Source organism: Variovorax dokdonensis (assembly GCF_030316895.1).
In the GTDB taxonomy this organism is placed as follows: Bacteria; Pseudomonadota; Gammaproteobacteria; order Burkholderiales; family Burkholderiaceae_C; genus Variovorax; species Variovorax dokdonensis.
On the sequence record NZ_JASZYV010000003.1, the window covers coordinates 484,720 to 507,004 of the forward strand.

Annotated in this window: 18 protein-coding genes; 7 read left to right on the forward strand and 11 right to left on the reverse strand. The window is 67.1% G+C overall.

From position 1 onward, the window contains the following. Window positions 1-25: 25 nt before the first annotated feature. Window positions 26-3,547: an autotransporter outer membrane beta-barrel domain-containing protein gene (locus tag QTH91_RS16000; protein ID WP_286661093.1), complete on the reverse strand. Its 3,522-nt coding sequence runs from the start codon at window positions 3,545-3,547 to the stop codon at window positions 26-28. A 287-nt stretch (window positions 3,548-3,834) separates the two neighbouring features. Further along, window positions 3,835-6,144 (reverse strand): beta-glucosidase BglX, encoded by a 2,310-nt coding sequence (gene bglX, locus QTH91_RS16005; RefSeq protein ID WP_390367295.1) that lies wholly within the window; start codon window positions 6,142-6,144, stop codon window positions 3,835-3,837. 121 nt (window positions 6,145-6,265) lie between these two features. Between bglX and QTH91_RS16010 the strand changes: the two genes are divergently transcribed. Then, entirely contained in the window at window positions 6,266-7,933 is a 1,668-nt protein-coding gene (locus tag QTH91_RS16010; RefSeq protein ID WP_286661094.1) for a glucan biosynthesis protein G, read from the forward strand. A gap of 39 nt (window positions 7,934-7,972) precedes the next feature. On the opposite strand, the gene QTH91_RS16015 is transcribed toward QTH91_RS16010, so the two are convergent. The 7 genes from QTH91_RS16015 to QTH91_RS16045 all read right to left on the reverse strand — a co-directional run bounded on the left by QTH91_RS16015 (window position 7,973) and on the right by QTH91_RS16045 (window position 14,793). Then, on the reverse strand, window positions 7,973-8,524 hold the full coding sequence (locus tag QTH91_RS16015) for a cytochrome b/b6 domain-containing protein (RefSeq protein WP_286661095.1): 552 nt from the start codon (window positions 8,522-8,524) through the stop codon (window positions 7,973-7,975). Next, window positions 8,511-8,783 (reverse strand): PepSY domain-containing protein, encoded by a 273-nt coding sequence (locus QTH91_RS16020; RefSeq protein WP_286661096.1) that lies wholly within the window; start codon window positions 8,781-8,783, stop codon window positions 8,511-8,513. Before QTH91_RS16020 ends, QTH91_RS16015 begins: the two co-directional genes overlap by 14 nt. A gap of 42 nt (window positions 8,784-8,825) precedes the next feature. Then, window positions 8,826-9,509: a Fe2+-dependent dioxygenase gene (locus QTH91_RS16025; protein WP_286661097.1), complete on the reverse strand. Its 684-nt coding sequence runs from the start codon at window positions 9,507-9,509 to the stop codon at window positions 8,826-8,828. Next, window positions 9,493-10,653 carry an alpha-hydroxy acid oxidase gene (locus QTH91_RS16030; protein WP_286661098.1) on the reverse strand — a complete coding sequence of 387 codons (1,161 nt, stop codon included), beginning with the start codon at window positions 10,651-10,653 and terminating at the stop codon, window positions 9,493-9,495. Before QTH91_RS16030 ends, QTH91_RS16025 begins: the two co-directional genes overlap by 17 nt. Before the next feature lie 71 nt (window positions 10,654-10,724). Beyond that, on the reverse strand, window positions 10,725-13,103 hold the full coding sequence (locus QTH91_RS16035; RefSeq protein WP_286661099.1) for a TonB-dependent receptor: 2,379 nt from the start codon (window positions 13,101-13,103) through the stop codon (window positions 10,725-10,727). A 246-nt stretch (window positions 13,104-13,349) separates the two neighbouring features. Further along, window positions 13,350-13,988, reverse strand: coding sequence for a CoA transferase subunit B (locus tag QTH91_RS16040; RefSeq protein WP_286661100.1), 639 nt, complete (start codon window positions 13,986-13,988; stop codon window positions 13,350-13,352). 1 nt (window position 13,989) lies between these two features. Then, on the reverse strand, window positions 13,990-14,793 hold the full coding sequence (locus tag QTH91_RS16045; RefSeq protein WP_286661101.1) for a CoA transferase subunit A: 804 nt from the start codon (window positions 14,791-14,793) through the stop codon (window positions 13,990-13,992). A 91-nt stretch (window positions 14,794-14,884) separates the two neighbouring features. On the opposite strand from QTH91_RS16045, the gene QTH91_RS16050 reads away from it, so the two are divergent. Next, on the forward strand, window positions 14,885-15,451 hold the full coding sequence (locus QTH91_RS16050) for a LuxR C-terminal-related transcriptional regulator (protein WP_286661102.1): 567 nt from the start codon (window positions 14,885-14,887) through the stop codon (window positions 15,449-15,451). Window positions 15,452-15,472: 21 nt separating this feature from the next. Here QTH91_RS16050 and QTH91_RS16055 read toward each other — a convergent pair whose 3' ends face one another. Then, window positions 15,473-15,874 (reverse strand): FKBP-type peptidyl-prolyl cis-trans isomerase, encoded by a 402-nt coding sequence (locus QTH91_RS16055; RefSeq protein ID WP_286661595.1) that lies wholly within the window; start codon window positions 15,872-15,874, stop codon window positions 15,473-15,475. Window positions 15,875-15,930: 56 nt separating this feature from the next. Between QTH91_RS16055 and QTH91_RS16060 the strand changes: the two genes are divergently transcribed. From QTH91_RS16060 to QTH91_RS16080, 5 genes are all read left to right on the forward strand, one after another. Further along, window positions 15,931-17,328 carry an ethanolamine ammonia-lyase subunit EutB gene (locus QTH91_RS16060; protein WP_286661103.1) on the forward strand — a complete coding sequence of 466 codons (1,398 nt, stop codon included), beginning with the start codon at window positions 15,931-15,933 and terminating at the stop codon, window positions 17,326-17,328. After that, window positions 17,325-18,173 (forward strand): ethanolamine ammonia-lyase subunit EutC, encoded by an 849-nt coding sequence (gene eutC, locus QTH91_RS16065; protein ID WP_286661104.1) that lies wholly within the window; start codon window positions 17,325-17,327, stop codon window positions 18,171-18,173. Before QTH91_RS16060 ends, eutC begins: the two co-directional genes overlap by 4 nt. Continuing rightward, window positions 18,170-18,754 (forward strand): peroxidase-related enzyme, encoded by a 585-nt coding sequence (locus QTH91_RS16070; RefSeq protein WP_286661105.1) that lies wholly within the window; start codon window positions 18,170-18,172, stop codon window positions 18,752-18,754. The genes eutC and QTH91_RS16070 overlap by 4 nt, the downstream gene beginning before the upstream one ends. Before the next feature lie 131 nt (window positions 18,755-18,885). After that, window positions 18,886-19,503, forward strand: a complete 618-nt coding sequence (locus tag QTH91_RS16075) for a biliverdin-producing heme oxygenase (RefSeq protein ID WP_286661106.1) — start codon at window positions 18,886-18,888, stop codon at window positions 19,501-19,503. Beyond that, on the forward strand, window positions 19,500-21,719 hold the full coding sequence (locus tag QTH91_RS16080) for an ATP-binding protein (protein WP_286661107.1): 2,220 nt from the start codon (window positions 19,500-19,502) through the stop codon (window positions 21,717-21,719). Before QTH91_RS16075 ends, QTH91_RS16080 begins: the two co-directional genes overlap by 4 nt. Before the next feature lie 15 nt (window positions 21,720-21,734). On the opposite strand, the gene QTH91_RS16085 is transcribed toward QTH91_RS16080, so the two are convergent. Continuing rightward, on the reverse strand, window positions 21,735-22,280 hold the full coding sequence (locus tag QTH91_RS16085; protein WP_286661108.1) for a phosphatase PAP2 family protein: 546 nt from the start codon (window positions 22,278-22,280) through the stop codon (window positions 21,735-21,737). Window positions 22,281-22,285: the final 5 nt, after the last annotated feature.

The window sequence follows — 22,285 nt, forward strand, 5'->3', positions numbered from 1 at the left end:
GCGCTCGCCGCACAGCCCTTAGTGCCTACCAGCTCACCTTCAACCCGATCGCCGCATTCAAGCCGCCATCGATCTCGGCGCTGCTGCCGCCGGAACCCCACATCTGCCCCACTTCGCCATAAACGCTGAGGGCCGGGCTGAGTTGCCACGTGCCGCCGACGGCCAGCTCGGTGCTCAGGCCGCCGGTGCTGCTGTAGAGGTTGGTCGCGGCGGCCGGGCCGACGAAGCGGACCACGTCGGTCCCGCCACTGCTGCGGTAGACGTTCAGTCGCGCATAGGGCTGAAGCACGCCGGCGCCGGTGCTGATCTCGCCCTTCACGCGCATGCCCAGGCGCATCAGCCAGTTGCTGTCCACGTCCTGCTGCACGAGCGCGCCGCCGATGGCCACGTCGTCCAGGTCGATGCGCTGGTGGACCAGCTGGATCTGCGGCTCCAGCGACCAACCCGGCATGAGTGCAAAGGCCCGGCCCATTTCGAGCGAAGCCAGCATGCTGCTGCCCTTGCCGTCGCCGACGCTGCTGGATATCGAGTCCACGTCGTAACGCAGGCGTCCGCCTTGCAGCACGCCATCGACATAGATGCCGCTGGCCGAAGTCCACGTCGCGTAGGCGCCCAGGTACTGCGCGCGCAGGTCGTTGCTGCCCACCGCCAGGTTGCGCACGCCGCGCGCAAAGCCATTGACGTCCATGTCGCCATCGAGCTGACCCACGTACACGCCGGCGCGCCATTGCGCATCGGCCCAAAGGTCGGTGCCGGCCTGGAACCCGTCGAGGCGGCCTTCGCTGTGCGCGTCGAGCGTGCCAGCCTGGGCCATGTCGCGCTCCATCGAGATGACGCGCCCCCAGGCCTGGCGTTGGCGCGGGGCCGTGCCGGTTTCGTCGCCCACCCGCTGATGCAGGTTACCCACCATGGACAAGCCCGTCTCGCGCAGTTGCTGCGGCAAGGCGGCGAACAAGGGCGCTTCGGCGCGATAGGTGGGCACGACGACGGCCGTGCCCGCAGGTGTCGCGGCGCCCGATGGCGCCTGGCCTGCCTGCGTGATCGGCGGCGTTGCAGGCACGGAGGGAACGTCGGAGCGCAGGTACCAGTTCTCGCCAGCGCCAGCTGCGTCAGCCGCATGAAGGCGGTACTCGTAGGCGCCGGCATCCACGTGGCCGCCGGCCAGCGCGAACGCGTCCTTGGTGCTCTGAGCGGTGGTGGTCGCGCCATTGACTGCGCTGATCACCTCGATGCCATTGCCGCTGGTCAATGCGCCCAGCCCATTCAGGTTGGTGATCTGCACGCGGGTGGTGCCACTCGCCACGGCGGAGCCGCCATCGAGGATCAGCCGGTCGCTGGCGCTGCTGCTGTCGCCGAGCGATGTGCCCAGGCGCAGCTCGCCGTTGTTGCCGACCCAAGGTCCGGTGACGGTCAGGGTCGTGCCGGGCGCGCTGCCCAACAGGCTGACCGTGCCGGCGTTGGTCATGCCGTTCACGCGCTGGCTGTAGCCCGCCAGGTCCAGCGTGGCGCCAGCGGACACGGTGTGGGCGGAGTTGGGGCTGAGCGCATTGGCGGCGCCTGCGCTCAGGGTGCCCGCAGCCACGGTCGTAGTGCCCGAAAAACTGTTGGACCCGCTCAGCACCAGCGTGCCAGCGGTGGTCTTGGCCAGCGAGCCGGTGCCGGCGATCTCTCCGGCGAAGTTGCCCTGCTGCACTTCGAGCGCCGTGGCGCCCATCACGCGGCCACCACCTTGCAGATCGAGAATGGCGGCGCTCTGGCCGGCGTAGTCCAGCGCGGCGCCGGCATCGACCGTCGTGCTGGCCAGGCTGCCGGTCAGGTCGCCAAGCGACGCGCCCGTCAGCGTCCCGCCCAGCACATGCAGCGAGCCCGGCGTTCCGTCCATCGCGACCGTGCCTGCCGCCGGCAGGACGACGGTGCCGGCATCCGCCGCGCTGCCGATGCTCAGGTTGGGATTGGCCTGCAGGCCCAGGTTCGACACGGTCAGGGTCGTTCCCGTGGCCGCGCCGATGGTGCCGTCGCCGGAAACGACAAGGCTGGGGTTCGACACGGTGATGTCGGCGGTGCCCGTCAGCGAGCCGCCACCCGTCACCGTGACCGCGCCGGTGCCCAGCGCCTGGCCGTCGGCGATGCGGGCATGGCCGCCCTGAATCGTCGTGCCGCCCGAGTAGGTGCCGGCAGCGTTCATGGCCACCGTGCCGGCGCCGGTGATCGTCAGCCCGGCATTGCCCGAGACGGGGCCCGTCATGTTCAGGCTGGCGCCAGCCGCGGCGTCCAAGGTCGTCGCGCCGCCGACATCCGCACCGTCCAGCGACATGCCGGCAGCACGTGCTTGCAGTGTGGCCGTGGCGGCGCTGCCGACCACGACGCGCCCGCTCAACGTCGAGCCGGTGTCGAGGACCAGGGTGTTGGTGCCGCCGTTGAACTCGACAGCGGCCGCGCGCGTCGAGCCGTCGCCGCCCAGGCCGCCGGAGATGGCGCCGGTATTCAAGATCGACAGGTTGGCCCCGAGCACGCCGACGCCGCCGGCACCGTTCGCGCCGGCGGCCCCGCCGTTCGTGTTGGCGCCGCCCACGCCACCCTGGCCGCCGGAAATCGTGCCGCTGTTCGTGATCGTGGTGGCGATGGCCGATTGCACCTGCAAGCCGACGCCGCCGTCACCCCCTGCACCGGGGGCGCCCACCCCGCCGACGCCGCCGCCGCTCGATCCGCCAGCGCCGCCGGCACCACCGGTGATCAGTCCCGTGTTGGTCACGCTGCCGACATTGCCCGTCAACAGCGCGCCCGAGCCGCCTTCGCCGCCGCCACCGCCCGCTGCGTTGAAGCGCACGGGCGAGATCTCGCCGCCCCCGGCACCGCCTGCGCCGCCAACGGCACTTCCGGCGTTGTTGAATGAGCCTGAGGTGCCACCGATGTGGATGGCGACACCTGCACCGCCGCCGCCTCCGCCACCCGCCTGGGAGTTGGCGTCGCCGCCGGCACCGCCGGCACCGCCCGTCGACATGCCGGAGTTGCCGTAGCCGGAGTCCACCGTGAAGCTGGTGCCGGCGCCGCCAGCACCACCGCCGCCCGCAGCCCAATAGGCTTGTCCTCCGGCACCGCCGGCGCCGCCGGTGTATTGGCCGAAGGCGCTCGCGCTCAGGGCATTGCCCGTCAATGCGTTGGCGCCGCCGCCACCACCGCCGCCAAAGCCTTCGCCCGCCACCTGCGATTCGCCCGCCGAACCGCTGCGGCCGATCAGGACGCCCATCGTCGGGTTGTCGACGCCGGTGGCGGCCGCGCCGCCCTGCCCTTCAGGCGCGATGTCGTAGCTGCCGTTGTCCGCGCTGCTGCCTGCCGTCGGGCCGGCCGCCGTGGTCGAGCCACCGTTGCCGCCGCCCGACATGTAGTTGCTGTCGTTGAAGCCGCCGAAGCCGCCGCTTCCCGCACTGCCTCCCGAGCCTGCGTGCAGAACTGGGTCGGACGCCTGGCCGCCCTCGCCGCCTGCCGCCCAGGTGCAGGCGGGTGACAGGGTCAGGGCCACGGCCGTGGCCACCGCCGTGAGGGACATCCCCCGGCCTGTCTTCACATCCGCCGACTGGCGCGAACGTCGGTCGGATCGGGACATCGCTACCCCGCTGACCGGGGGGTGAAAGTTCAACGCGCTGCGCGGGGCTTGGCTATCCATCTCGGGTCGTCTCCATGAGGAGCGACGGTCGCGCCCCATTGCGCGGTCACGTCACTCGAAGAAAGTACCCGGTGAATTTAATCTAAAGTTTACGTTTTAAACCAACTAGTAACACTTTTGGTTGCCTATTTGCATCGAAACCGGCCTTCTGGCGTAGGTGTTCTTCCCGCTCAATCGACCAAGGCAAACGACGCGACCTGCACATCCTGCGAATCCAGTCCCAGCTGCAACTTGAACTCACCCACCTCGGCGCCGTACTCCAGCTTCGCGTTGAAGAACTTGAGTTGCTCCTCGCGGATGGTGAAGGTCAGTTCGCGGCTTTCGCCGGGCTGCAGCATCACCTTCTGGAAGTCCTTCAGTTCCTTGACCGGGCGCACCACCGAGGCGGCGACGTCCTGCAGGTAGAGCTGCACCACCGTGGCGCCGGCACGATCGCCGGTGTTCTTGACGGTGATGCGCGCCTGCACCTGGCCGCCACGCTTCATGGTCGGGGCGGACAGCTTGATCTCGCCCAGGCTGAAACTCGTGTAGCTCAAGCCGTAGCCGAAGGGATAGAGCGCGCCCTGCGGCTGGTCGAAGTACTGCGAGGTGTAGTTGCCCGGCTTGCCCGGCGTGAACGGCCGGCCCAGGCGCGAGTGGTTGTAGTACGTGGGGATCTGGCCGACCGAGCGCGGCAGCGAGATCGGCAGCTTGCCCGACGGGTTCTCGTCGCCGAACAGCACATCGGCGATCGCGTGGCCGCCTTCGGTGCCGGCGAACCAGGTTTCGAGCATGGCGTCGGCGTTCTCGCGTTCCCAGTTGAGGGTGAGCGGTCGGCCGTTCATCAGCACCAGCACCAACGGCTTGCCGGTGGCCTTCAGGGCCTTGAGCAGCGCCTGCTGGCTTTCTGGCAGGTCGAGCTCGGTGCGGCTGGACGATTCGTGCGACATGCCCCGCGCCTCTCCCACGGCCGCGACGATCACGTCGGCCTGCTTGGCGGTGGCCACGGCCTCGTCGATCATGGCCTGCGGCGAACGCGGGTCCTGCGTGACCTCGGGCTCGTCCCAGTTCAGGAAGTTGAGGTACTTGACGATGTCCTCGCGGTTGGTGATGTTGGCGCCGCGCGCATGCAGCAGCTTGCCGCGTTGCCCGGCCATGGCGGCTTCCAGGCCCGACTTGAGCGTGACGGTCTGCTTGGCCACGCCCTGCCCCGACCAGACGCCCAGCATGTCGACCTGCGAATCGGCCAGCGGCCCGACCAGCGCGATGGTGGCGCCCTTGTTCAGCGGCAGGGTCTTGTTGCGGTTTTCCAGAAGCACCATCGACTCGCGCGCGACCTCGCGGGCGGGTGGACGGTGCAGGCGGCTGTCGGCCTTGAGGTCGACCGGATCGTCCTCGGGCTTGCCGATGCGCAGGAACGGCTCCTTGAACAGGCCCATGTCGAACTTGGCGCCCAGCACTTCGCGCACGGCGTTGTCGATCTCGGCCATGCTCACTTCGCCGGACTTGACCAGCCCCGGAAGCTCCTTGATGTAGACCTTGTCGGCCATGCTCATGTCCACGCCCGCCTTGATGGCGAGCTTGGCCGCTTCGGTGTCGTTGCTTGCCACGCCGTGGTTGACAAGTTCCGTGATGGCGCCGTGGTCGCTGACCGTCACGCCCTTGAAGCCCCAGTCCTTGCGCAGCAGGTCCTGCAGAAGCCAGGTGTTGGCCGAGGCGGGCACACCGTTGACGGTGTTGAGCGCGATCATCACGCCGCCCGCACCCGCATCGATGGCCGCCTTGTAGGGCGGCAGGTAGTCGTTGTACATGCGCATGGGGCTCATGTCGACGATGTTGTAGTCGCGCCCGCCCTCGACCGCGCCATAGAGCGCGAAGTGCTTGACCGAAGCCATGATGCTGTCGCGCTTGGCGGGCGATCCGTTCTGGAAGCCCTCGACCATCGCGCGCGCCAGTTGCGAAACGAGGAACGTGTCTTCGCCAAATCCCTCGGAGGTGCGGCCCCAGCGCGGGTCGCGCGCAATGTCCACCGTCGGCGCGAAGGTCAGGTCGATGCCGTCGGCGCTGGCCTCCTGGGCGGCAATGCGCGCCACCTTCCTCACCGCATCAAGGTTCCAGCTCGACGCCAGGCCGAGGCCGATCGGGAACGAGGTGCGATGGCCATGCACCACGTCGTAGGCGAACAGCATGGGGATCTTCAGGCGGCTGCGCTGCACGGCAGCCTCCTGCAGCGGTCGCTGTTCCTTGTGATTGACCGAATTGAAGGTGCCGCCCACCCTTCCCGCCGCGACCTCTTCCGCCAGTTGCGGCGCCGGCATTTCGGGGCCGATGCTGATGAGGCGCAACTGCCCCACTTTCTCATCGAGCGTCATCTGGCGCATGAGGTCGTCGATGAAGGCTTTCTTGTCGCCCATCAGCGCGGGGTTGGGTTGCGCGAACGCAAAAGGGCAGCCAAGGGCAAGCGCGGCAACGGCCGCGTAGGACAACTTCGACGACAGCAAGAGGGGCTCCTAGGGAGTGCAGGCAGGACAGCGTATGAATCGGCGGCGAATCTTAACGTTCGCCTGTCAAGCGTCCGGATATACCCGGATATCACGCGGGCCGATGCTAAGCTCGCCCGCCATGTTCCTTCGACATGCAGCCCTGCGATCGCTTCTGTTGTCTTGCGCCGTCGTCATGACGGCACTGCCTTCGGCAGCCCAGAAGCCCTTTTCGATCGACGACGTCGTCGTCCGCGCACGCGAGTTGGCGGCCGCGCCGTACCAGGCGCCGGTGAGCAACCTGCCGCCGGCATTTGCCAACATGCAGTTCGACGACTACATGAAGATTCGCCCGCGGCCCGAGCGTTTCGAATGGCATGACCAGTCGACGCCGTTCCGCCTGAACTTCTACCACCAGGGCATGCAATTCAACGCACCCGTTCGCATCAGCGAGATCGTGGACGGCAAGGCACAGGAAATCCGATACGAGAGCGAGCGCTTCGACTTCGGCGACCTGAAGTTCGACAAGCAATCCACGAGCCAACTGGGCTACGCGGGCTTTCGGGTGCTCTACCCGATCAATCAGGCGGGCAAGCTCGACGAGGTCATGAGCCTGCTGGGCGCGAGCTACTTCCGCGTGATCGGCAAGGACCAGGTGTACGGGCTTTCGAGCCGGGGCCTGGCCATCGACACGGCACCGCCCGGGGGCGAGGAGTTCCCACGCTTTCGCGAATACTGGGTGCAGCGCCCTGCCCCGCAGGATCGCGAGCTGGTGCTCTACGCCTTGCTCGATTCGCCCCGCGCCACAGGCGCCTACCGCTTCGTGCTCAAGCCCGGCGCCGACACCGTGCTCGACGTCCAGGCCCATGTGTTCGTGCGCGGCGACATCGGCATGCTGGGCATCGCGCCGCTCACCAGCATGTTCCTCTACGGGCCCAACCAGCGGTGGCCGGAGCACCAGAACAATTTCCGGCCCGCCATTCATGATTCCAACGGGCTGGCCATCCATGCCGGCAATGACGAATGGATCTGGCGCCCGCTCAACAACCCGCGCGCGGTTGCCATCAGCAGCTTCCAGGTCGAGAACCCCAAGGGCTTCGGCCTGCTCCAGCGCAGCCACGACTTTCACGACTATGAAGATCTGAAAGACCGCTACGACCTGCGGCCCAGCGCCTGGATCGAGCCGCAAGGCAACTGGGGCAAGGGGCACGTGACGCTGATGGAAATTCCCACCGCGGACGAGACCAACGACAACATCGTCGCCTTCTGGGTGCCCGAGGCACCCGCCAAGAAGGGCCAGGCGCTGCAGTTGAACTACCGCATGCACTGGACCAAGAACGAGCCAGCCCTGCACGCCGGCAACAACGCCTGGGTGCGCCAGACCTTCCAGACGCCGGGCGAACGCTATCAACCCAACCTGATCCGGCAGCCCGACGGCAGCACCGCGCTGATGATCGACTTCGAAGGCCCGGCGATGGCCGATCTGCCCGCCAATGCCGCGGTGCAGACGCAGCTGAGCACCAGCCCCAACGCCGAACTGCTCGAGAGCTCGTTGCAACCCAATCCGCCCATTCGCGGATGGCGCCTGACGATGCGCGTGAAGGTGAAGGATCCGACCCAGGTCAGCGAAATGCGCGCCGCGCTGGCCCTGAATGGCAAGCCGATCAGCGAGACCTGGAGCTTCCAGATTCCGCCTGTGCCGGCGCCCCCGAAGCCGGCAGCGGCGCCTACACCGGCACCCGCGGCTGCGGCTCAACCGGCCGCCTCGCCACCGCAGCAGGCGCCTGCCGCTCCAGGCGTAAAGCCGTAAGAGCATCGCGGCGACGGTCGGGTCGCAGCCCGATGCGGCTCACTCGACGTCGTCGCCCGACGGTGCCGCCTTGCGGCCGGTGACCATGGCGCGAACCAGGTTCTCGCCGTGCTTCCAGCCGGTGACCAGCACGCCGGCCAGGTGCAGCGCCACCAGCGCGACCAGGAGCCAGCCCAGGACGAAGTGAATGTCGTACAGCCATTCATAGCCCCACAGCCACTCGGTGGTGTAGAGCCAGCCGCTGAGCGCCAGCCCGGCAACGCACGACAGCAGCGCCACCACCATCCACCCGCCCAGCGGGTTGTGGCCCAGGTAGCGAGGTGCATGGCCCCGCCATGCGGCCCGCGCGTATTCGATCGTGCTGCGCGGCGACCTGACGAACTGGCCGAACCGCGCGTGACGACGGCCCAGGAAGCCCCAGGCGAGCCGCAATGCCACCACGCCGCCGGCCGACAGGCCGAGCCATTCATGCCACTCGCCCAGCGTGTCGCTGGAGCCGCCCAGGATCCAGGCACTGATGACCGCGAGCGCGAGCAGCCAGTGCAACGCGCGCACTGGCCAGTCCCAGATCAGAAGCTCACTTTTCTTCAACGCGCTCGAAAGTCTTGGGGTCGAAGAAGGCTTCGATGCGCTTGCCCTCGGGGGTCTTGGCGTAGACCTCGTAGCAGGTGTCCGTCTTTTCCATGCGGCGCACGACCCAGCCTTCCTTGGTGAGCTTCTCGGCCAGTTCGGTGTGCGGACGCCATTCTTCCTTCGGATGCTTGGGGCACTGCACGTTGCCATGCGCCCATGCGCCGCCGGCGGCCAGGGTGAGTGAAGCAAAGACGAGTCGAATGCGAAGCGAAGCCATCGATGTTGTTCCTTTCGTTGGATGTGATGCAGCGGGCCAGGCTCAGGTCGAAGCCCAGCCGCGCAGGAGGTTGTGATAGATGCCGGTGAGCTTGAGCACCTGCGCATCGCCTTCAGGCAAGGCAGCGGTCAGCGACTGGATGGATTGGTCCAGATCGAACAGCAGCGTGCGATTGGCTTCGTCGCCGACCAGGCTCTCGATCCAGAAGAAGGACGCGATGCGCGCGCCGCGCGTCACCGGCGTCACCCGATGCAGGCTGGTGGCGGGATACAGGATCATGTCGCCGGCATCGAGCTTGACGCTCTGCAGGCCCAGCGCCCCTTCGATCTCGAGCTCGCCGCCTTCGTATTCGTCGGGCTCCGAGAGGAACAACGTGGCCGACAGATCGCTGCGCAGCGCGGTGCTCGTGCCGGGGATGGGCATCACGGCGTTGTCGATGTGCGCCGCGTAGTTGCCACCGCCTTCGTACTTGTTGAACTTGGGCGGGTAGATCTTGCGCGGCAGCGCCGCCGAGATGAACAGCGGGTTCACGCCCAGTTTGCGCAGGATGTGCCGCCCGAGGCTCAGTGCGGGCTCTTCGCCATCGGGCAACTGGAGGTTGTGCTTGCCCAGGCGGGCCAGGCTTCCCGCCGTGCGGGCTCCGTCGGCCCATGGGGCCTGGTCAAGGTGCTGGCGGAACTGCCGCACCTCGTCCTTGTCGAGGACGTTCTCAATGGAGATCAGCATCGGCGGCTCTTTGTGGCGATTCGGCGTTCGCCGGTTTTGGCAGGAGGCAGTCTGGGCCGATGTCGGCCAGGGTGGCGCAACCCGCCAGGGCCATGCAGGCTTCGAGTTCTTCACGCAACAGCTTGAGCATGTGCGCCACGCCCAATGCACCCGCCACCGCGAGCGCATAGACCTGCAGCCGCCCGATCAGCACGGCATCGGCACCCAGGGCCATCGCCTTGAACACGTCTTCGCCGCAGCGGATGCCGCCGTCGAACAGCACCGGAGTGCCCTTGCCCACACGCGCGCGAACCGCCGGCAAGGCACGCAGGCTGGCCGGTGCGCCGTCGAGGCTGCGGCCACCGTGGTTGGAGACCACCAACCCCGCCGCGCCGCGCTGCACGAACTGGGCAGCGTCGTCCGGATGCATCACGCCCTTGACCCATACCGGCAAGCGCGTCTGGGCGCGCAGCCAATCGAAGTCGTCCCAACCCGGCGCTGTCCGCATCATCCCCTGGAAGATGCGGCTGTCGCCGGGCTCGGCGGTCGCAGGCGCGGCTGGCAGTCCCGCGAGATTGGCGGGCACGCAATCGGCAGGCATGCGAAAGCCCGCCCGAAGAGCGCGCAGGCTGGCCGGCTGGATCGGCGCGTCGAGCGTCACGACCAAGGCGCCGTAGCCGGCTGCCTCGGCGCGACGCACCAGGGCCAGCGTGGCATCGCGGCTTGGCTGGAAGTAAAGCTGAAACCAGCGCGTCGGGCCGCCGGCGCTCGCGATGTCCTCCAACCGGAAGCTCGACAGCGTGCTGGCGAGCATGCAGGTCTCGGTGGCATGGGCTGCTCGCGCGGTTTCGATTTCGCCGCGCGGATGCACCAGCGTCTGAAAGGCCACCGGTGCCAGCAGCAACGGGTGCGCCAGTGCCGGGCCGCCGAGCGACAGGCGGGTGTGGCCCGCACCGACATCGCGCAACAGGCGCGGCCAGATCGACCACTGGCCGAAGGCCGCACGGTTGGCATCGAGCGTCTGGTCGCGCCCCGCGCCGCCGGCGATGTAGGCCATCGTTGCCCCCGCGAGCGCCTTGGCTGCCAGCGCTTCGTAGTCCTGCGCACAGAAGACACCCGCTGGAATCCCAGTTGCGGCTTCGGCGGGTGTGGGCTGCGCGTTCATCGGCTTCACAAATGCAGATGCCGGGGCGAGCCCCGGCATGGTGGTGGTCTACCTCAGGAGTTTGAGCGAAATCAGAACTCGATGTCCATCGTCACGCGGAACGCGCGGCCATCACCCTTGTACAGGAACGAACCCGACCGGTAGGCGGCCGTGTAGTACTCCTTGTCGAACAGGTTCAGCACGGCGGCACGCAACTCGAGGTTCTTGTTGATGCGATAGCCGGCGAAGAGGTCGTACACGGTGAAAGGCTGGACACGCTGCGAGCAGTAGCCATCGGCCGTGTAGCCCGCGCCGGTGTCGGGCTGGCCCGCGCACATCTCGCTCTGATAGGTGAAGCCGCCGCCGAAGTAGAAGGCCGGGGTGGCCTGGTACTTCAACTGGCCCGAGATCGAGTTGTTCGCGAAGTTGGCAAGTTCACGACCGACGTTCGCCGCCACGGCCGACTCCAGCACCTCGGACTTCATGAACGCAGCGCCGATCTGGCCTTGCAGTCGCTTGGTGAAGTTGCCGGTGACGCCGAACTCGACGCCACGCACGCGGTTCTTGCCGGAGTTGGCGCTGCCCGTGGACTCGTAGCCGTTGCCCTCCATCACGTCGCTCTTGGTGGTCTGGAACAGCGCGGCGGTGGCCAGCAGCTTGTCGTCCATGATGTTCCACTTGGTGCCCAACTCCCAGTTGAGCGACTTCTCTGGCTTGGCGCCGATGTTGCCGTTCGGGTCGATGATCAGGCCGCCGTAGCCAGCGCTCGTGCCGGTGTCGGCCTCGCCGCCATTGATGTCGGCAGCCGAGCCGACCGCGCCATAGACCATGCCCATCGGGTTGATCTTGTAGGTCAGGCCCAGTTGGCCGTTCGTGAGCGTGTCGCTGTAGCTGTAGTTGTTCTGGATGCCGGTGTTGAGGTTGCGCGTGCCCAGTTCGTATTCATAGCGGTCGAAGCGAATGCCGCCGAAAGCGCTCAGGCGCTCGGTGAAGTCGATGGTGTCCATGACGCCGCCCGACCAGGTCTTGACGCGCCAGTCGTTGCTCCACGGGTTCTCGGCAATGCTGCGGTTCATCAGCGTGTTCAAGCCGTTGACCGATGCGCCGCCGGGCACCTGGGTGCAGTATCCGGTCGCTGCGCCCGTGGCCGCGGTACGGCAATTGGTCGCGCCCAGGTTGCTGATGTTGTAGTTGCCGCGCACGGACTGGTTGTCCGAATACTCGAGCGTGAAGACGAACTGGTTCTTCATGCCGCCCAGCGTCGTGTCCCAGCGCAGGTTGGTCTGGTTGGCGAAGTAGTCGATGTCCTGCCAGCCGTTGTGCGTGGACAGCGTGCCCGACTGGTAAGCGGTCGCGGCGTTGCGTGGGCCGGTCAGCGGATAGACGGTGGATTCACGCGCGCCGGTCACCACGTAGCCATTGTTGGCCTGGCCGTAGCGCGTCAGGTTCTGCAGCTTCACCGTTGGCGAGAACGCGTACATCACGCGTGCGGTGAAGGTGTCGACGTCCGATTCCTGGAAATCCTGTGCCTGCGCATAGACCGGCGGCACGGGGTTCTTCGGCCAGCGGTTGGGCGCGGTGCCCACGAGGTAGCTGCCCAGGTCGGGGTAGGAATCCTTGGCGCGCAGACCGTAGTAGTCGAGCGTGACCGACAGGTCCTTGTTGACTTCCCACAGACCCGACAACGCCAGGCCCTTGCGGCTGCGCTCCGACGGGTCGCGGTCCGGCACGCCCTCGTCGCCATACAGCGCATTCGCACGCAGCGCGAACGAATCGCTGAACGCCTTGTTCATGTCGATCGTGACGCGCTTGTAGTCGTCCGTGCCCAGGCCCACCGAAGCGTGGGTGAAGTCGTAGTCCAGCGTGGCCTGCTTGGTGATGGCGTTGATGGCGCCGCCTGCCGAGCCGCGACCGGCAAAGGTCGAGTTGGGGCCTTTAGAGATTTCGAGCTGCTCGATCGCGAAGGTCTCGCGCGTCGTCATGCCGGGGTCGCGCAGCCCGTCGACGAACACGTCGCTGCGAGCCTCCTGGCCGCGGATGATGTAGCGGTCACCGAAGGAATTGCCGTTCTCGCCCGTGCCCAGAGTGATGCCGGGAACCGCGTCGAGGATTTGCTTGAGGTCGGTCAGGCCCGAATCCTTGATCGCCTCGCCGGTGATGACCTCGATGGTCTGGGGTGTTTCAGCCAACGGCTTGGTGTGGCGGAAGTCGCCCGAGGTCTTGGCCTTGTAAGGCGCGCCGACTTCGGCGTTGGGATTGGGATCGATGCGTTGCGCCTCGACCGTCACGGCTTCCATCGTGCCCACGGCACTGGGGGCTGCCGGTGCCTGAGCCTGCGCGAACGCCGCGAGCGGCGCCAGCATCATCGTCGAGATGCCGAGCGCCACGCTGCCCTTGGCAACGTGGTTCGGGCTGATGGGCTGCTCGGCGCGCAGGCTGCGAACTCGGCGTTTGCCGATCTGGTTCTTCACGGTCACTCTCTTCTCTCCGGTTGAATTCTGTGTCGGTCGACATTATTGCGAATCATTCCCATTTGTCTTCTATTTTTTAATGACGCTTTGGAAGATGTTTCAAGAATGCGACACACATGGCGAACGAAAAGCGACACAGCCCCCGCTGGAGGCGCGAGTTCGCAGCCCCGGAAACGAGAAAGGGCGCGGTATCGACCGCGCCCTTGCACAAGAGATGGGGCAAGACCGGCTTGCCCGCCGTCGACGTCAGCGAATGAGCTTCACGCCCGTCTTTTCCTGCAGTTCCTCGAAGCTGACACCGTCGGCCAGTTCCACCAGCTTCAGGCCCTCGGGCGTCACGTCCATCACGGCCAGGTCGGTGATGATGCGGTCGACCACGCCAACGCCGGTCAGCGGCAGCGTGCATTCGGGAAGGATCTTGAGGTCGGTGGTGCCGTCCTTCTTCCTGGCCACGTGCTCCATGAGCACGATCACGCGCGGCACGCCGGCCACCAGGTCCATGGCGCCGCCCATGCCCTTGACCATCTTGCCGGGGATCATCCAGTTGGCCAGGTCGCCCTTCGCGCTCACCTGCATGGCGCCCAGAATGGACAGGTTGATCTTGCCGCCGCGGATCATGGCGAAGCTGTCGTGGCTGCCGAAAATCGCGCTGCCCGGCAAGGTGGTGACGGTCTGCTTGCCAGCGTTGATGAGGTCGGCGTCGACCTCGTCTTCGGTCGGGAACGGGCCGATGCCCAGCATGCCGTTTTCGCTTTGCAGCCAGACCTCCTTGTCGCCGACGAAGTTGGCCACCAGCGTGGGAATGCCGATGCCGAGGTTGACGTAGAAGCCGTCTTGGAGTTCCTGCGCCGCGCGGGCGGCCATTTGGTCTTGCGTCCAGGGCATCTCAATCTCCCTTGCTGTTCTTGATGGGGGCCGGCACTTCACTGCCGACAGCAGCCTGGGCAATCGCGGCCTGGGCTTCGACCTTGGCGGCGACCGGATCGACCGGTGCGGCGGCGCTCAGGGTGCGCTTCTCGATGCGCTTCTCGGGCTTGCTGTTGACCACGATGCGATGCACGTAGATGCCCGGCAGGTGGATGTCGTCCGGCGCGATCTCGCCCACTTCGACGAGCTTTTCGACCTCGACGATGCAGATCTTGCCGGCCATGGCGGCAGCCGGATTGAAGTTGCGCGCCGTCAGGCGAAAGCGCAGGTTGCCGGCCTTGTCGGCCACGTCGGCCTTGACCAGTGCGACGTCGGGGACCAGCGAGCGTTCCATCACGTAGGTCTGGCCGTCGAATTCGCGCAGTTCCTTGCCCTCGGCCACCTGCGTGCCGACGCCCGTCTTGGTGAAGAAGGCCGGAATGCCAGCGCCGCCAGCGCGCAGCTTCTCGGCCAGCGTGCCCTGGGGCGTGAACTCCAGGGCCAGTTCGTCGGCCAGGTACTGGCGCTCGAACTCCTTGTTCTCGCCCACGTAGCTGGCGATCATCTTCTTGATCTGCCGCGTTTCCAGCAACTTGCCCAGGCCGAAACCGTCGACGCCTGCGTTGTTGGAAATGACCGTGAGGTTCTGGACCTTCGAATCCTTGAGCGCCTCGATCAGCGCCTCGGGAATGCCGCACAGGCCGAAGCCGCCCACGGCCATCAGTTGTCCGTCCGCGACCACGCCCTTGAGCGCATCGGCGGCGGTGGGATAAAGCTTGTTCACGCGTGCTCCTAAGAGAACAAATGTCGGTGTTTGACAGCCATGGACGATACTACGTATTCATCTACGTAGTAATTCGTAATGGTGCGCCCCGATGACGGAAGAAATCGACTACCGCCTGGCCTTCGAACTCGCGCCCGTGGGCATGGTGGTGTCGCGCCACCGCGCCATCGTCGCATGCAATGCGCAGTTGTGCGACATGTTCGGGGCAACCGCACCGGAGCTGGTCGGGCAATCGTTCAGCGTGCTCTACCCGAGCGTGGCCGAGTTCGAGCGCATCGGCCAGCGGATGACGCCCATCCTGAACGCCAGCGGCCACTACGCCGACAACCGCATGATGAAGCGCGTGGGCGGGCCGCACCGCGGCGAGACCTTCTGGTGCCACGTGACCGGCCGCGCGCTCAATCGCGAGGCGCCTCACGAGGCCGGCATCTGGACTTTCGAAGACCTGGGAGCCCGGCGCCACGCCGGTACGACCGATTCACTCACGCCGCGCGAGCGCGAAGTGGCGGCCCAGGTGATGCGCGGACTGACCAGCAAGGAGATCGGCAAGGCGCTAGACATCAGCCACCGCACCGTGGAGATTCACCGTGCCCGTCTGATGCGCAAGTACGCGGCAGCGACGACGGCGGAGCTCGTGCAGAAGCTGATTGCCGGATAGCGGGCCCGAGGGGCCGCGCCCTCAGCGCCCCTTGACCGCGATCAGCTCCACCTCGAACTCGAGGGTCGCGTTGGGCGGAATGATTTCGCCGACACCCTTGGGGCCGTAGGCGATGCTCGCCGGGCAGGTCAGCTTGGCCTTGCCGCCGACCTTCATCTTCTGCAGACCCTCGGTCCAGCAAGGAATGACGCGGTTGAGCGGGAATTCCGCCGGTTCGCCGCGCGAATACGAGCTGTCGAACTCCTTGCCATTGTTGGGCAAGGTGCCCCGGTAATGCACGCGCACCGTGTCGCTCGCCGCGGGCGAGGCGCCGGCGCCATCCTTGAGCGACTGGTACACCAGCCCGCTCGACGTGGTCACCGGGGCGCTGCCGCCCTGGGCCCAAGCTGGCGCGGCGAAGGCAGCAATGACAGTGGCGCACATCAGGAATTTCACGGCGGGTCCTTGGGGTTGACGTCGAAGGCGGTCATTATTACCGGATGCGCTACGCCACACGCATCGGCCACGAACAGTTCCCTTTCGACGATCTGCGCCATGTGCTGGCCACGGCCAGTCCGCCCCGCTCCGGCGACGAACTCGCTGGCGTGGCCGCCACCAGCGCGCAACAGCGCATGGCTGCGCGCTTCGTGCTGGCCGAGGTACCGCTCGCACGCTTTCTGCAAGAGGCGCTGGTGCCCTACGAGAGCGACAACATCACGCGGCTGATCATCGACACGCATGACGCCGCCGCGTTCGCGCCGGTGGCGGCGCTCTCGGTGGGCGAGTTCCGCGACTGGCTGTTGTCGGAACACGCGACGCCCGAGGCGCTGGCCGCCCTCGCCCCGGGCCTCACGCCCGAGATGGTGGCGGCCGTGTCCAAGCTGATGCGCAATCAGGACCTGGTGGCGGTGGCGCGCAAGTGCCGGGTCGTCACGGCGTTTCGCGACACGCTCGGCCTGCCCGGACGCATCGCCGTTCGCCTGCAGCCCAATCATCCGACGGACGATCTGCGCGGCATTGCGGCCTCCATGCTCGACGGGCTCATGCTGGGTGCCGGCGATGCGGTGATCGGCGTCAACCCCGCATCCGACAGCCTGCCTGCGCTCGGCCGCCTGGCGCGCATGCTCGACGAGGTCATCGGCCGCTTCGAGATACCCACCCAGGCCTGCGTGCTCACCCATGTGAGCAACACGCTGCGACTGATCGAGACCGGCGTGCCCATCGACCTGGTGTTCCAGTCCATCGGCGGCACCGAGGGCACCAATCGCAGCTTCGGCGTCACGCTCGACCTGCTCGACGAAGCCCACGCAGCAGCCCAGTCGCTGTCGCGCGGCACGGTGGGTCAGAACTGCATGTACTTCGAGACCGGGCAAGGCAGTGCGCTCTCGGCCAATGCGCACCATGGCGTCGACCAGCAGACCTGCGAAGCGCGGGCCTACGCGCTGGCACGGCGCTATTCGCCGCTGCTGGTCAACACGGTGGTGGGCTTCATCGGCCCGGAATACCTCTACGACGGCAAGCAGATCATCCGCGCCGGCCTGGAAGACCACTTCTGCGGCAAGCTGCTGGGGCTGCCGATGGGCTGCGACATCTGCTACACCAACCATGCCGAGGCCGACCAGGACGACATGGACAACCTGCTGGTCATGCTCGGCACGGCGGGCCTGAACTTCCTGATGGGCGTGCCCGGCGCCGATGATGTGATGCTGGGCTACCAGAGCACCTCCTTTCACGACGCGCTGTTCCTGCGACGCACGCTGGGCCTGGCCCGGGCGCCGGAGTTCGAGCAATGGCTGGCACGCATGCAGATCTCCGACGCGGCGGGCCAACTGCTGCCACCCTCCAGCAGCCACCAGCTCTCGGGCATGGAAGCGCTGAAAGCACTGGCTGCGCCATGACGACGAACGAACGTTCTCCTGCCGCGCCTGACAAGGAGTCCCCGGCCTGGACGACGCCCAGTCCATGGACCGCCTGGCGCGACGCTACCCCGGCGCGCATTGCACTCGGCCGCAGCGGCGACGCGCTGCCAACAGGTGAACTGCTGCGCTTCGGCTGGGCTCACGCCGGCGCGCGCGATGCCATCCATGCCCAGGCGGACTTCGACGCGCTGCAAGCTCAGCTGCAAGACCAGCACTGGCCCGCGCCACCGCTTTGCGTGCGCAGCCAGGCCCCCGACCGGGCGACCTATCTGCGCCGGCCCGACCTCGGCCGCGCATTGGCGCCGGAAGATGCGCAGCGCCTGGACGAACTGGGCCGCGCAAGCGCCGATGGCTTCGACCTGTGCCTGGTGATCGGCGACGGGCTGTCCGCGCTGGCGATCGAGCGGCACGCGGTGCCGTTACTGTCTGCGCTTCGCTCCCTGCTACCAGCCACGCTCGCCATCGCACCGCTGGTGTTGGCCGAGCAGGCGCGAGTGGCCCTGGCGGACGACATCGGGCAGCGCCTGCGCGCCCGTCTGTCGGTCATTGCGCTGGGCGAGCGGCCCGGCCTGAGCGCGCCAGACAGCCTGGGCGTCTACCTGACCTTCTCGCCACGCGTGGGCAATACCGATGCGCAGCGCAACTGCATCTCGAACGTCCGCACCGAAGGGCAGACCCCGGCCCAGGCGGCGGCGCGACTCGCCTGGCTCATTCGCATGGCTCTGAAGCGCGGCGAGTCCGGTGTCGCGCTCAAGGACGAAAGCGAGTACGCGGTGCTCGATGATGCAAGCCCGAATCCCAGACAACATGGAGACGACGAATGAAACAGCGCTACCCGATGGCCGAACTGGCCGACCTGCCCGAAGACATCCGCAAGAGCATTCTCGAAGTGCAAGAGAAGGCCGGCTTCGTGCCCAACGTGTTCCTGGCGCTGGCACGCCGCCCGGCCGAATGGCGCGCCTTCTTCGCCTATCACGATGCACTCATGCTGAAGGAAGAAGGCTCGCTCACCAAGGGCGACCGCGAGATGATCGTCACCGCCACCAGCGCAGCCAACCAGTGCCTGTACTGCGTGGTGGCGCATGGCGCGCTCCTTCGGATTTACGAGAAGAAGCCGCTCGTCGCCGACCAGGTGGCGGTCAACTGGCGCAAGGCCGACATCACGCCGCGCCAGCGCGCCATGCTGGCCTTTGCCATGAAGGTGTGCAACAGCGCCCACGAGATCGGTGAAGACGACTTCCCGCCCTTGCATGAGCATGGTTTTTCGGACGAGGACATCTGGGACATTGCCGCCATCACGGCCTTTTTCGGCCTGTCCAATCGCATGGCGAATTTCGCGGGCATGCAGCCCAATCCCGAGTTCTTCCTGCTGGGCCGCGTGCCGCGCGAGGCCAAGCCGAAGTAAGGGCAGGTGGTCCGGCTTGACCTGGCTCGGCGCGGCAAAAAAGGTTGAGGAGCCCCTATGCCAGCAATGTCTTAAGACACAACCGGATACGGACGGCCTCCCCTATCATCAGGGACCCCTCTCCCCGCGACATGCCCGCCATCCCGACACACTTCCCCACCGATCCACGCGACAGCCTGCGGCGCGCCACCGCAGCGCTGCACGATCGGGTGGATGCCTGCATGCCGCTCGCGCGCCCCACCGTCACGCTGGCCGACTACCAGGAACACCTGACGCTGCTTCGAGCCTGGGTCGACGCATTGCGCCTTCGCCGGCCTAGCCTGTCGCGGCGGCTGGCACAGGAAGCCGACGTTCTCGATGCCGACCTCGAGCTTTGCCTGCAATGGCTCGGCGAGGCCACGCCCGCCCCAGCTCTTTCGCATGGCGGCGAAGCTTCACTGACTGTCGAGCCGATCACCGCCGATGCCGACTTCGACTGGGGCATTGCCTACGTGCTCGAAGGCTCACGTCTGGGCGGGCAGGTGCTGTACCGCCGGCTGTCCGACGCATTGGCTCCGCATCCCTTGAACTACCTGCGCGGCGCCGGCGCGGACACCGGCGCGCATTGGAAAGCCTTCCTGGCCGAATTGACGGCGGCGCTGCCCACGGCGCCGCGCATCCAGACCGCCTGCGACGGCGCCGTCATGGCCTTCGATCTGCTGCTGCAATGCCATGCCGAGCGGGAGTCCCTTGCCGAGGCCGTTCGATGAGCCGACCGATGGCGCCGGGCGACGAGGTCACGCTCGACAACTGCGATCAGGAGCCCATCCACATCCCGGGGCTGGTGCAGCCGCACGGGGCGCTGCTGGCCTTCGATGCCTCCGGCTGCCTGAGGTACGTGAGCGCACAGGCCGCGACCCTGCTGCCTACCGCATTGCCAGTGCTGGGCGAACCGCTGGCTCCCCAGCACTTCGACGCCCTGCCCGAAGTGCATGCCGCCCTTGCCGACGGCCAACGCGAGCCGATTGCCGGCCAGCCCGCGCACCTCGAGGTGCAGTTGGGCGGACGCCCCTACGACCTCATCGTCCACGCCATCGGCACGACGGTGGTGGCGGAATTCGAGCCACGCCCGCAGGACGCTCAAGCCCATGCCGATTTCGCGATCGCCGCGCACCGCGCCATGGGCAAGCTCAAGCGCCAGACCGATCTGGACGCGCTGCTGCGCGTGGCCACATCGGCGGTGCGCGAACTGACCGGCTTCGACCGCGTGATGGCCTATCGCTTTCGTCACGATGACAGTGGCGAGGTGGTGGCCGAGGTCAAGGCCGAAGACCTGGAGCCCTTCGAGGGTCGCCGCTATCCGGCCAGCGACATCCCGGCGCAGGCCCGGCGTCTGTACGTGATCAACACGCTGAGGTTGATCGCGGACGTGAGCGCCACGCCCCAGCCCGTGCTGGAAGCGGCCCGCACATCGAGCCCGCTGGACATGAGCCACTGCGTGCTGCGCAGTGTCTCGCCGGTGCACATCGAATACCTGCGAAACATGGGCGTGGGCGCATCGATGAGCATCTCCATCGTGATCGACGGCGCGCTGTGGGGCATGCTCGCCTGCCACCATCGCAGCGCCCTTCAGGTTCCCTATACCGTTCGAATGGCCTGCGACGTCGTTGCGCAGGTGCTGGCGGCCAACGTGCAAAGCCTTCTTGCGCGCGATCGCGCCCGAGAGGCCGAGGCCGCCGTCGAACTGCGGGCCAGCGTGATCAACGCTGCCGTCCATGCCGATGACCTGGTCACCGCCCTGGCGCCGCTGGCGCCTGCGCTGGCCAGCGCCTTCGACGCGCCCGCCTTGCTGCTGGCTCAGGAGGGCCGACTGCTGGTGCACGGGGCCATCTCTCGCGACGACGCGGCGGATCTCATCCAGGGCCTGCGCGAGCTGCCCGAACCGCACGACGACGTGCTGTCGACGCAGGCGATCGGCCGGCATCTGCTGGCTAACGCGTCGGCGGCGACGGCAGGCTGGTGCGGACTGCTGGGCCTGCGCTTCGATTCGATGCTCGGGGGGTGGCTGGTTCTCCTCAGGCGCGAACAGATCGAGACCATCCACTGGGGCGGCCGACCCGAGAAGGAATACACCTCCGGACCGCGCGGACCGCGACTGACGCCGCGCGGGTCCTTCGAGGTCTGGAAGGAAGAGGTGCGTGGCACCAGTGCGCCGTGGAACGACGCGCAGCTCGCCTTGGCGCGACAGCTGCTCGACGAACTGGCACGCGCCACGACCGCGCGCATGGCCGACCTGAGCCGCGCACGCACCGAGCTGCTGGCCATGCTGGGCCACGACCTGCGCGACCCGTTGCAATCGATCTCGATGGCGGCCAGGGTCCTGGAAAGTGGCGTGGGCGATGCGCAAGGCAAGCATGGCACGCGCATCGGCCAGCGTATCCAGTCATCGAGCAACCGCATGGCGCGGCTGATCTCGCAGGTTCTCGACGCTTCGCGCATGCAAACCGGACTGGGCCTGGAGATCCGGCCCCGCGCTGTCGACCTGGCGCGCCTGCTCGAAGACCTGCTGGACGAAGGCGCAGTGGCGTATCCGGGCGTCCTGATGCAAAAGCATCTGCCCGAATCATTGCCGGCCCACGCCGATCCCGACCGAATGGGCCAGTTGTTCGGCAACCTGCTGAGCAATGCGCGCCACCATGGCCAGCCCGGCGAGCCGGTGACGGTCGTGCTGCGGCAGGACGGCGACCGCGTGCTGTTCCAGGTGACGAACCGGGCATCGCCCATACCGCCAGACCTCGTTCCCAACTTGTACAGTGCCTTCAAGCGGCACACCGGCTCGGGCAACGAACGCAACAAGGGCGGGCTGGGCCTGGGCCTGCACATTGCGCAGGCAATCCTTCGCGAGCACGGCGGCGAGATCGAATACACCTACGACGAAGGCCACGTCGTGTTCAGCGCCCGATTCCCGGTCCAGCCGCCAGCCTGAACGCGGACGCCGGCTTCAGGATGGCGCGGCAGCGCGACGCAGTACGCGCCACTGACGCGCAACAAGCGCCCGCTCGACCACCAACGCGATCAAGGCGCCCAGCATCGCGCCGACAACGATGTCGGTCGGAAAGTGCAAGCCCAGGAACACCCTGCTGAGCGCCACCAAGGCCGCGGCCACCACATATGCCGCGCCCCAACGATCGAAGTGCAGGCGCAGCACCATCACTGCCACCGCGAAGGCGCCTGTCGCATGCAGGCTCGGAAAGCCGGGCCGCTCCCCTTGCGGCAGCCATTGGGTTCCGATGTCAAGCGCCGCCGGTCTGGGCATGGGCAGGTATTCGCGGAACACGCGAACGGAAACCCACGCGATCAGGAGGCTCACCAATGCCGCCCACAAGGTGCGACGCCAGGCAGGCCGACCTGCCGCCATGGCTGCCAGCAGCAAAACAAGCAATGCCGGCAGCCAGTTGGAGATGGCGGCGGCCAGGGCAATTCGCCAGGCGGGCGTTCCCGGCACGGCGTTGAGCCAGACGAACAGCTGAATGTCCAAGAGCGTCATGTGTG

Coding starts and splice junctions, on each gene's coding strand:
- QTH91_RS16010 (WP_286661094.1), top strand. CDS start 6,266: ATGTTCCTTCGACATGCAGCCCTGCGATCGCTTCTGTTGTCTTGCGCC.
- QTH91_RS16060 (WP_286661103.1), top strand. CDS start 15,931: ATGCGCTACGCCACACGCATCGGCCACGAACAGTTCCCTTTCGACGAT.
- eutC (WP_286661104.1), top strand. CDS start 17,325: ATGACGACGAACGAACGTTCTCCTGCCGCGCCTGACAAGGAGTCCCCG.
- QTH91_RS16050 (WP_286661102.1), top strand. CDS start 14,885: ATGACGGAAGAAATCGACTACCGCCTGGCCTTCGAACTCGCGCCCGTG.
- QTH91_RS16075 (WP_286661106.1), top strand. CDS start 18,886: ATGCCCGCCATCCCGACACACTTCCCCACCGATCCACGCGACAGCCTG.
- QTH91_RS16055 (WP_286661595.1), bottom strand. CDS start 15,874: ATGTGCGCCACTGTCATTGCTGCCTTCGCCGCGCCAGCTTGGGCCCAG.
- QTH91_RS16040 (WP_286661100.1), bottom strand. CDS start 13,988: ATGCCCTGGACGCAAGACCAAATGGCCGCCCGCGCGGCGCAGGAACTC.
- QTH91_RS16025 (WP_286661097.1), bottom strand. CDS start 9,509: ATGCTGATCTCCATTGAGAACGTCCTCGACAAGGACGAGGTGCGGCAG.
- QTH91_RS16085 (WP_286661108.1), bottom strand. CDS start 22,280: ATGACGCTCTTGGACATTCAGCTGTTCGTCTGGCTCAACGCCGTGCCG.
- QTH91_RS16000 (WP_286661093.1), bottom strand. CDS start 3,547: ATGTCCCTCACGGCGGTGGCCACGGCCGTGGCCCTGACCCTGTCACCC.
- QTH91_RS16030 (WP_286661098.1), bottom strand. CDS start 10,653: ATGAACGCGCAGCCCACACCCGCCGAAGCCGCAACTGGGATTCCAGCG.
- QTH91_RS16020 (WP_286661096.1), bottom strand. CDS start 8,783: ATGGCTTCGCTTCGCATTCGACTCGTCTTTGCTTCACTCACCCTGGCC.
- QTH91_RS16070 (WP_286661105.1), top strand. CDS start 18,170: ATGAAACAGCGCTACCCGATGGCCGAACTGGCCGACCTGCCCGAAGAC.
- QTH91_RS16080 (WP_286661107.1), top strand. CDS start 19,500: ATGAGCCGACCGATGGCGCCGGGCGACGAGGTCACGCTCGACAACTGC.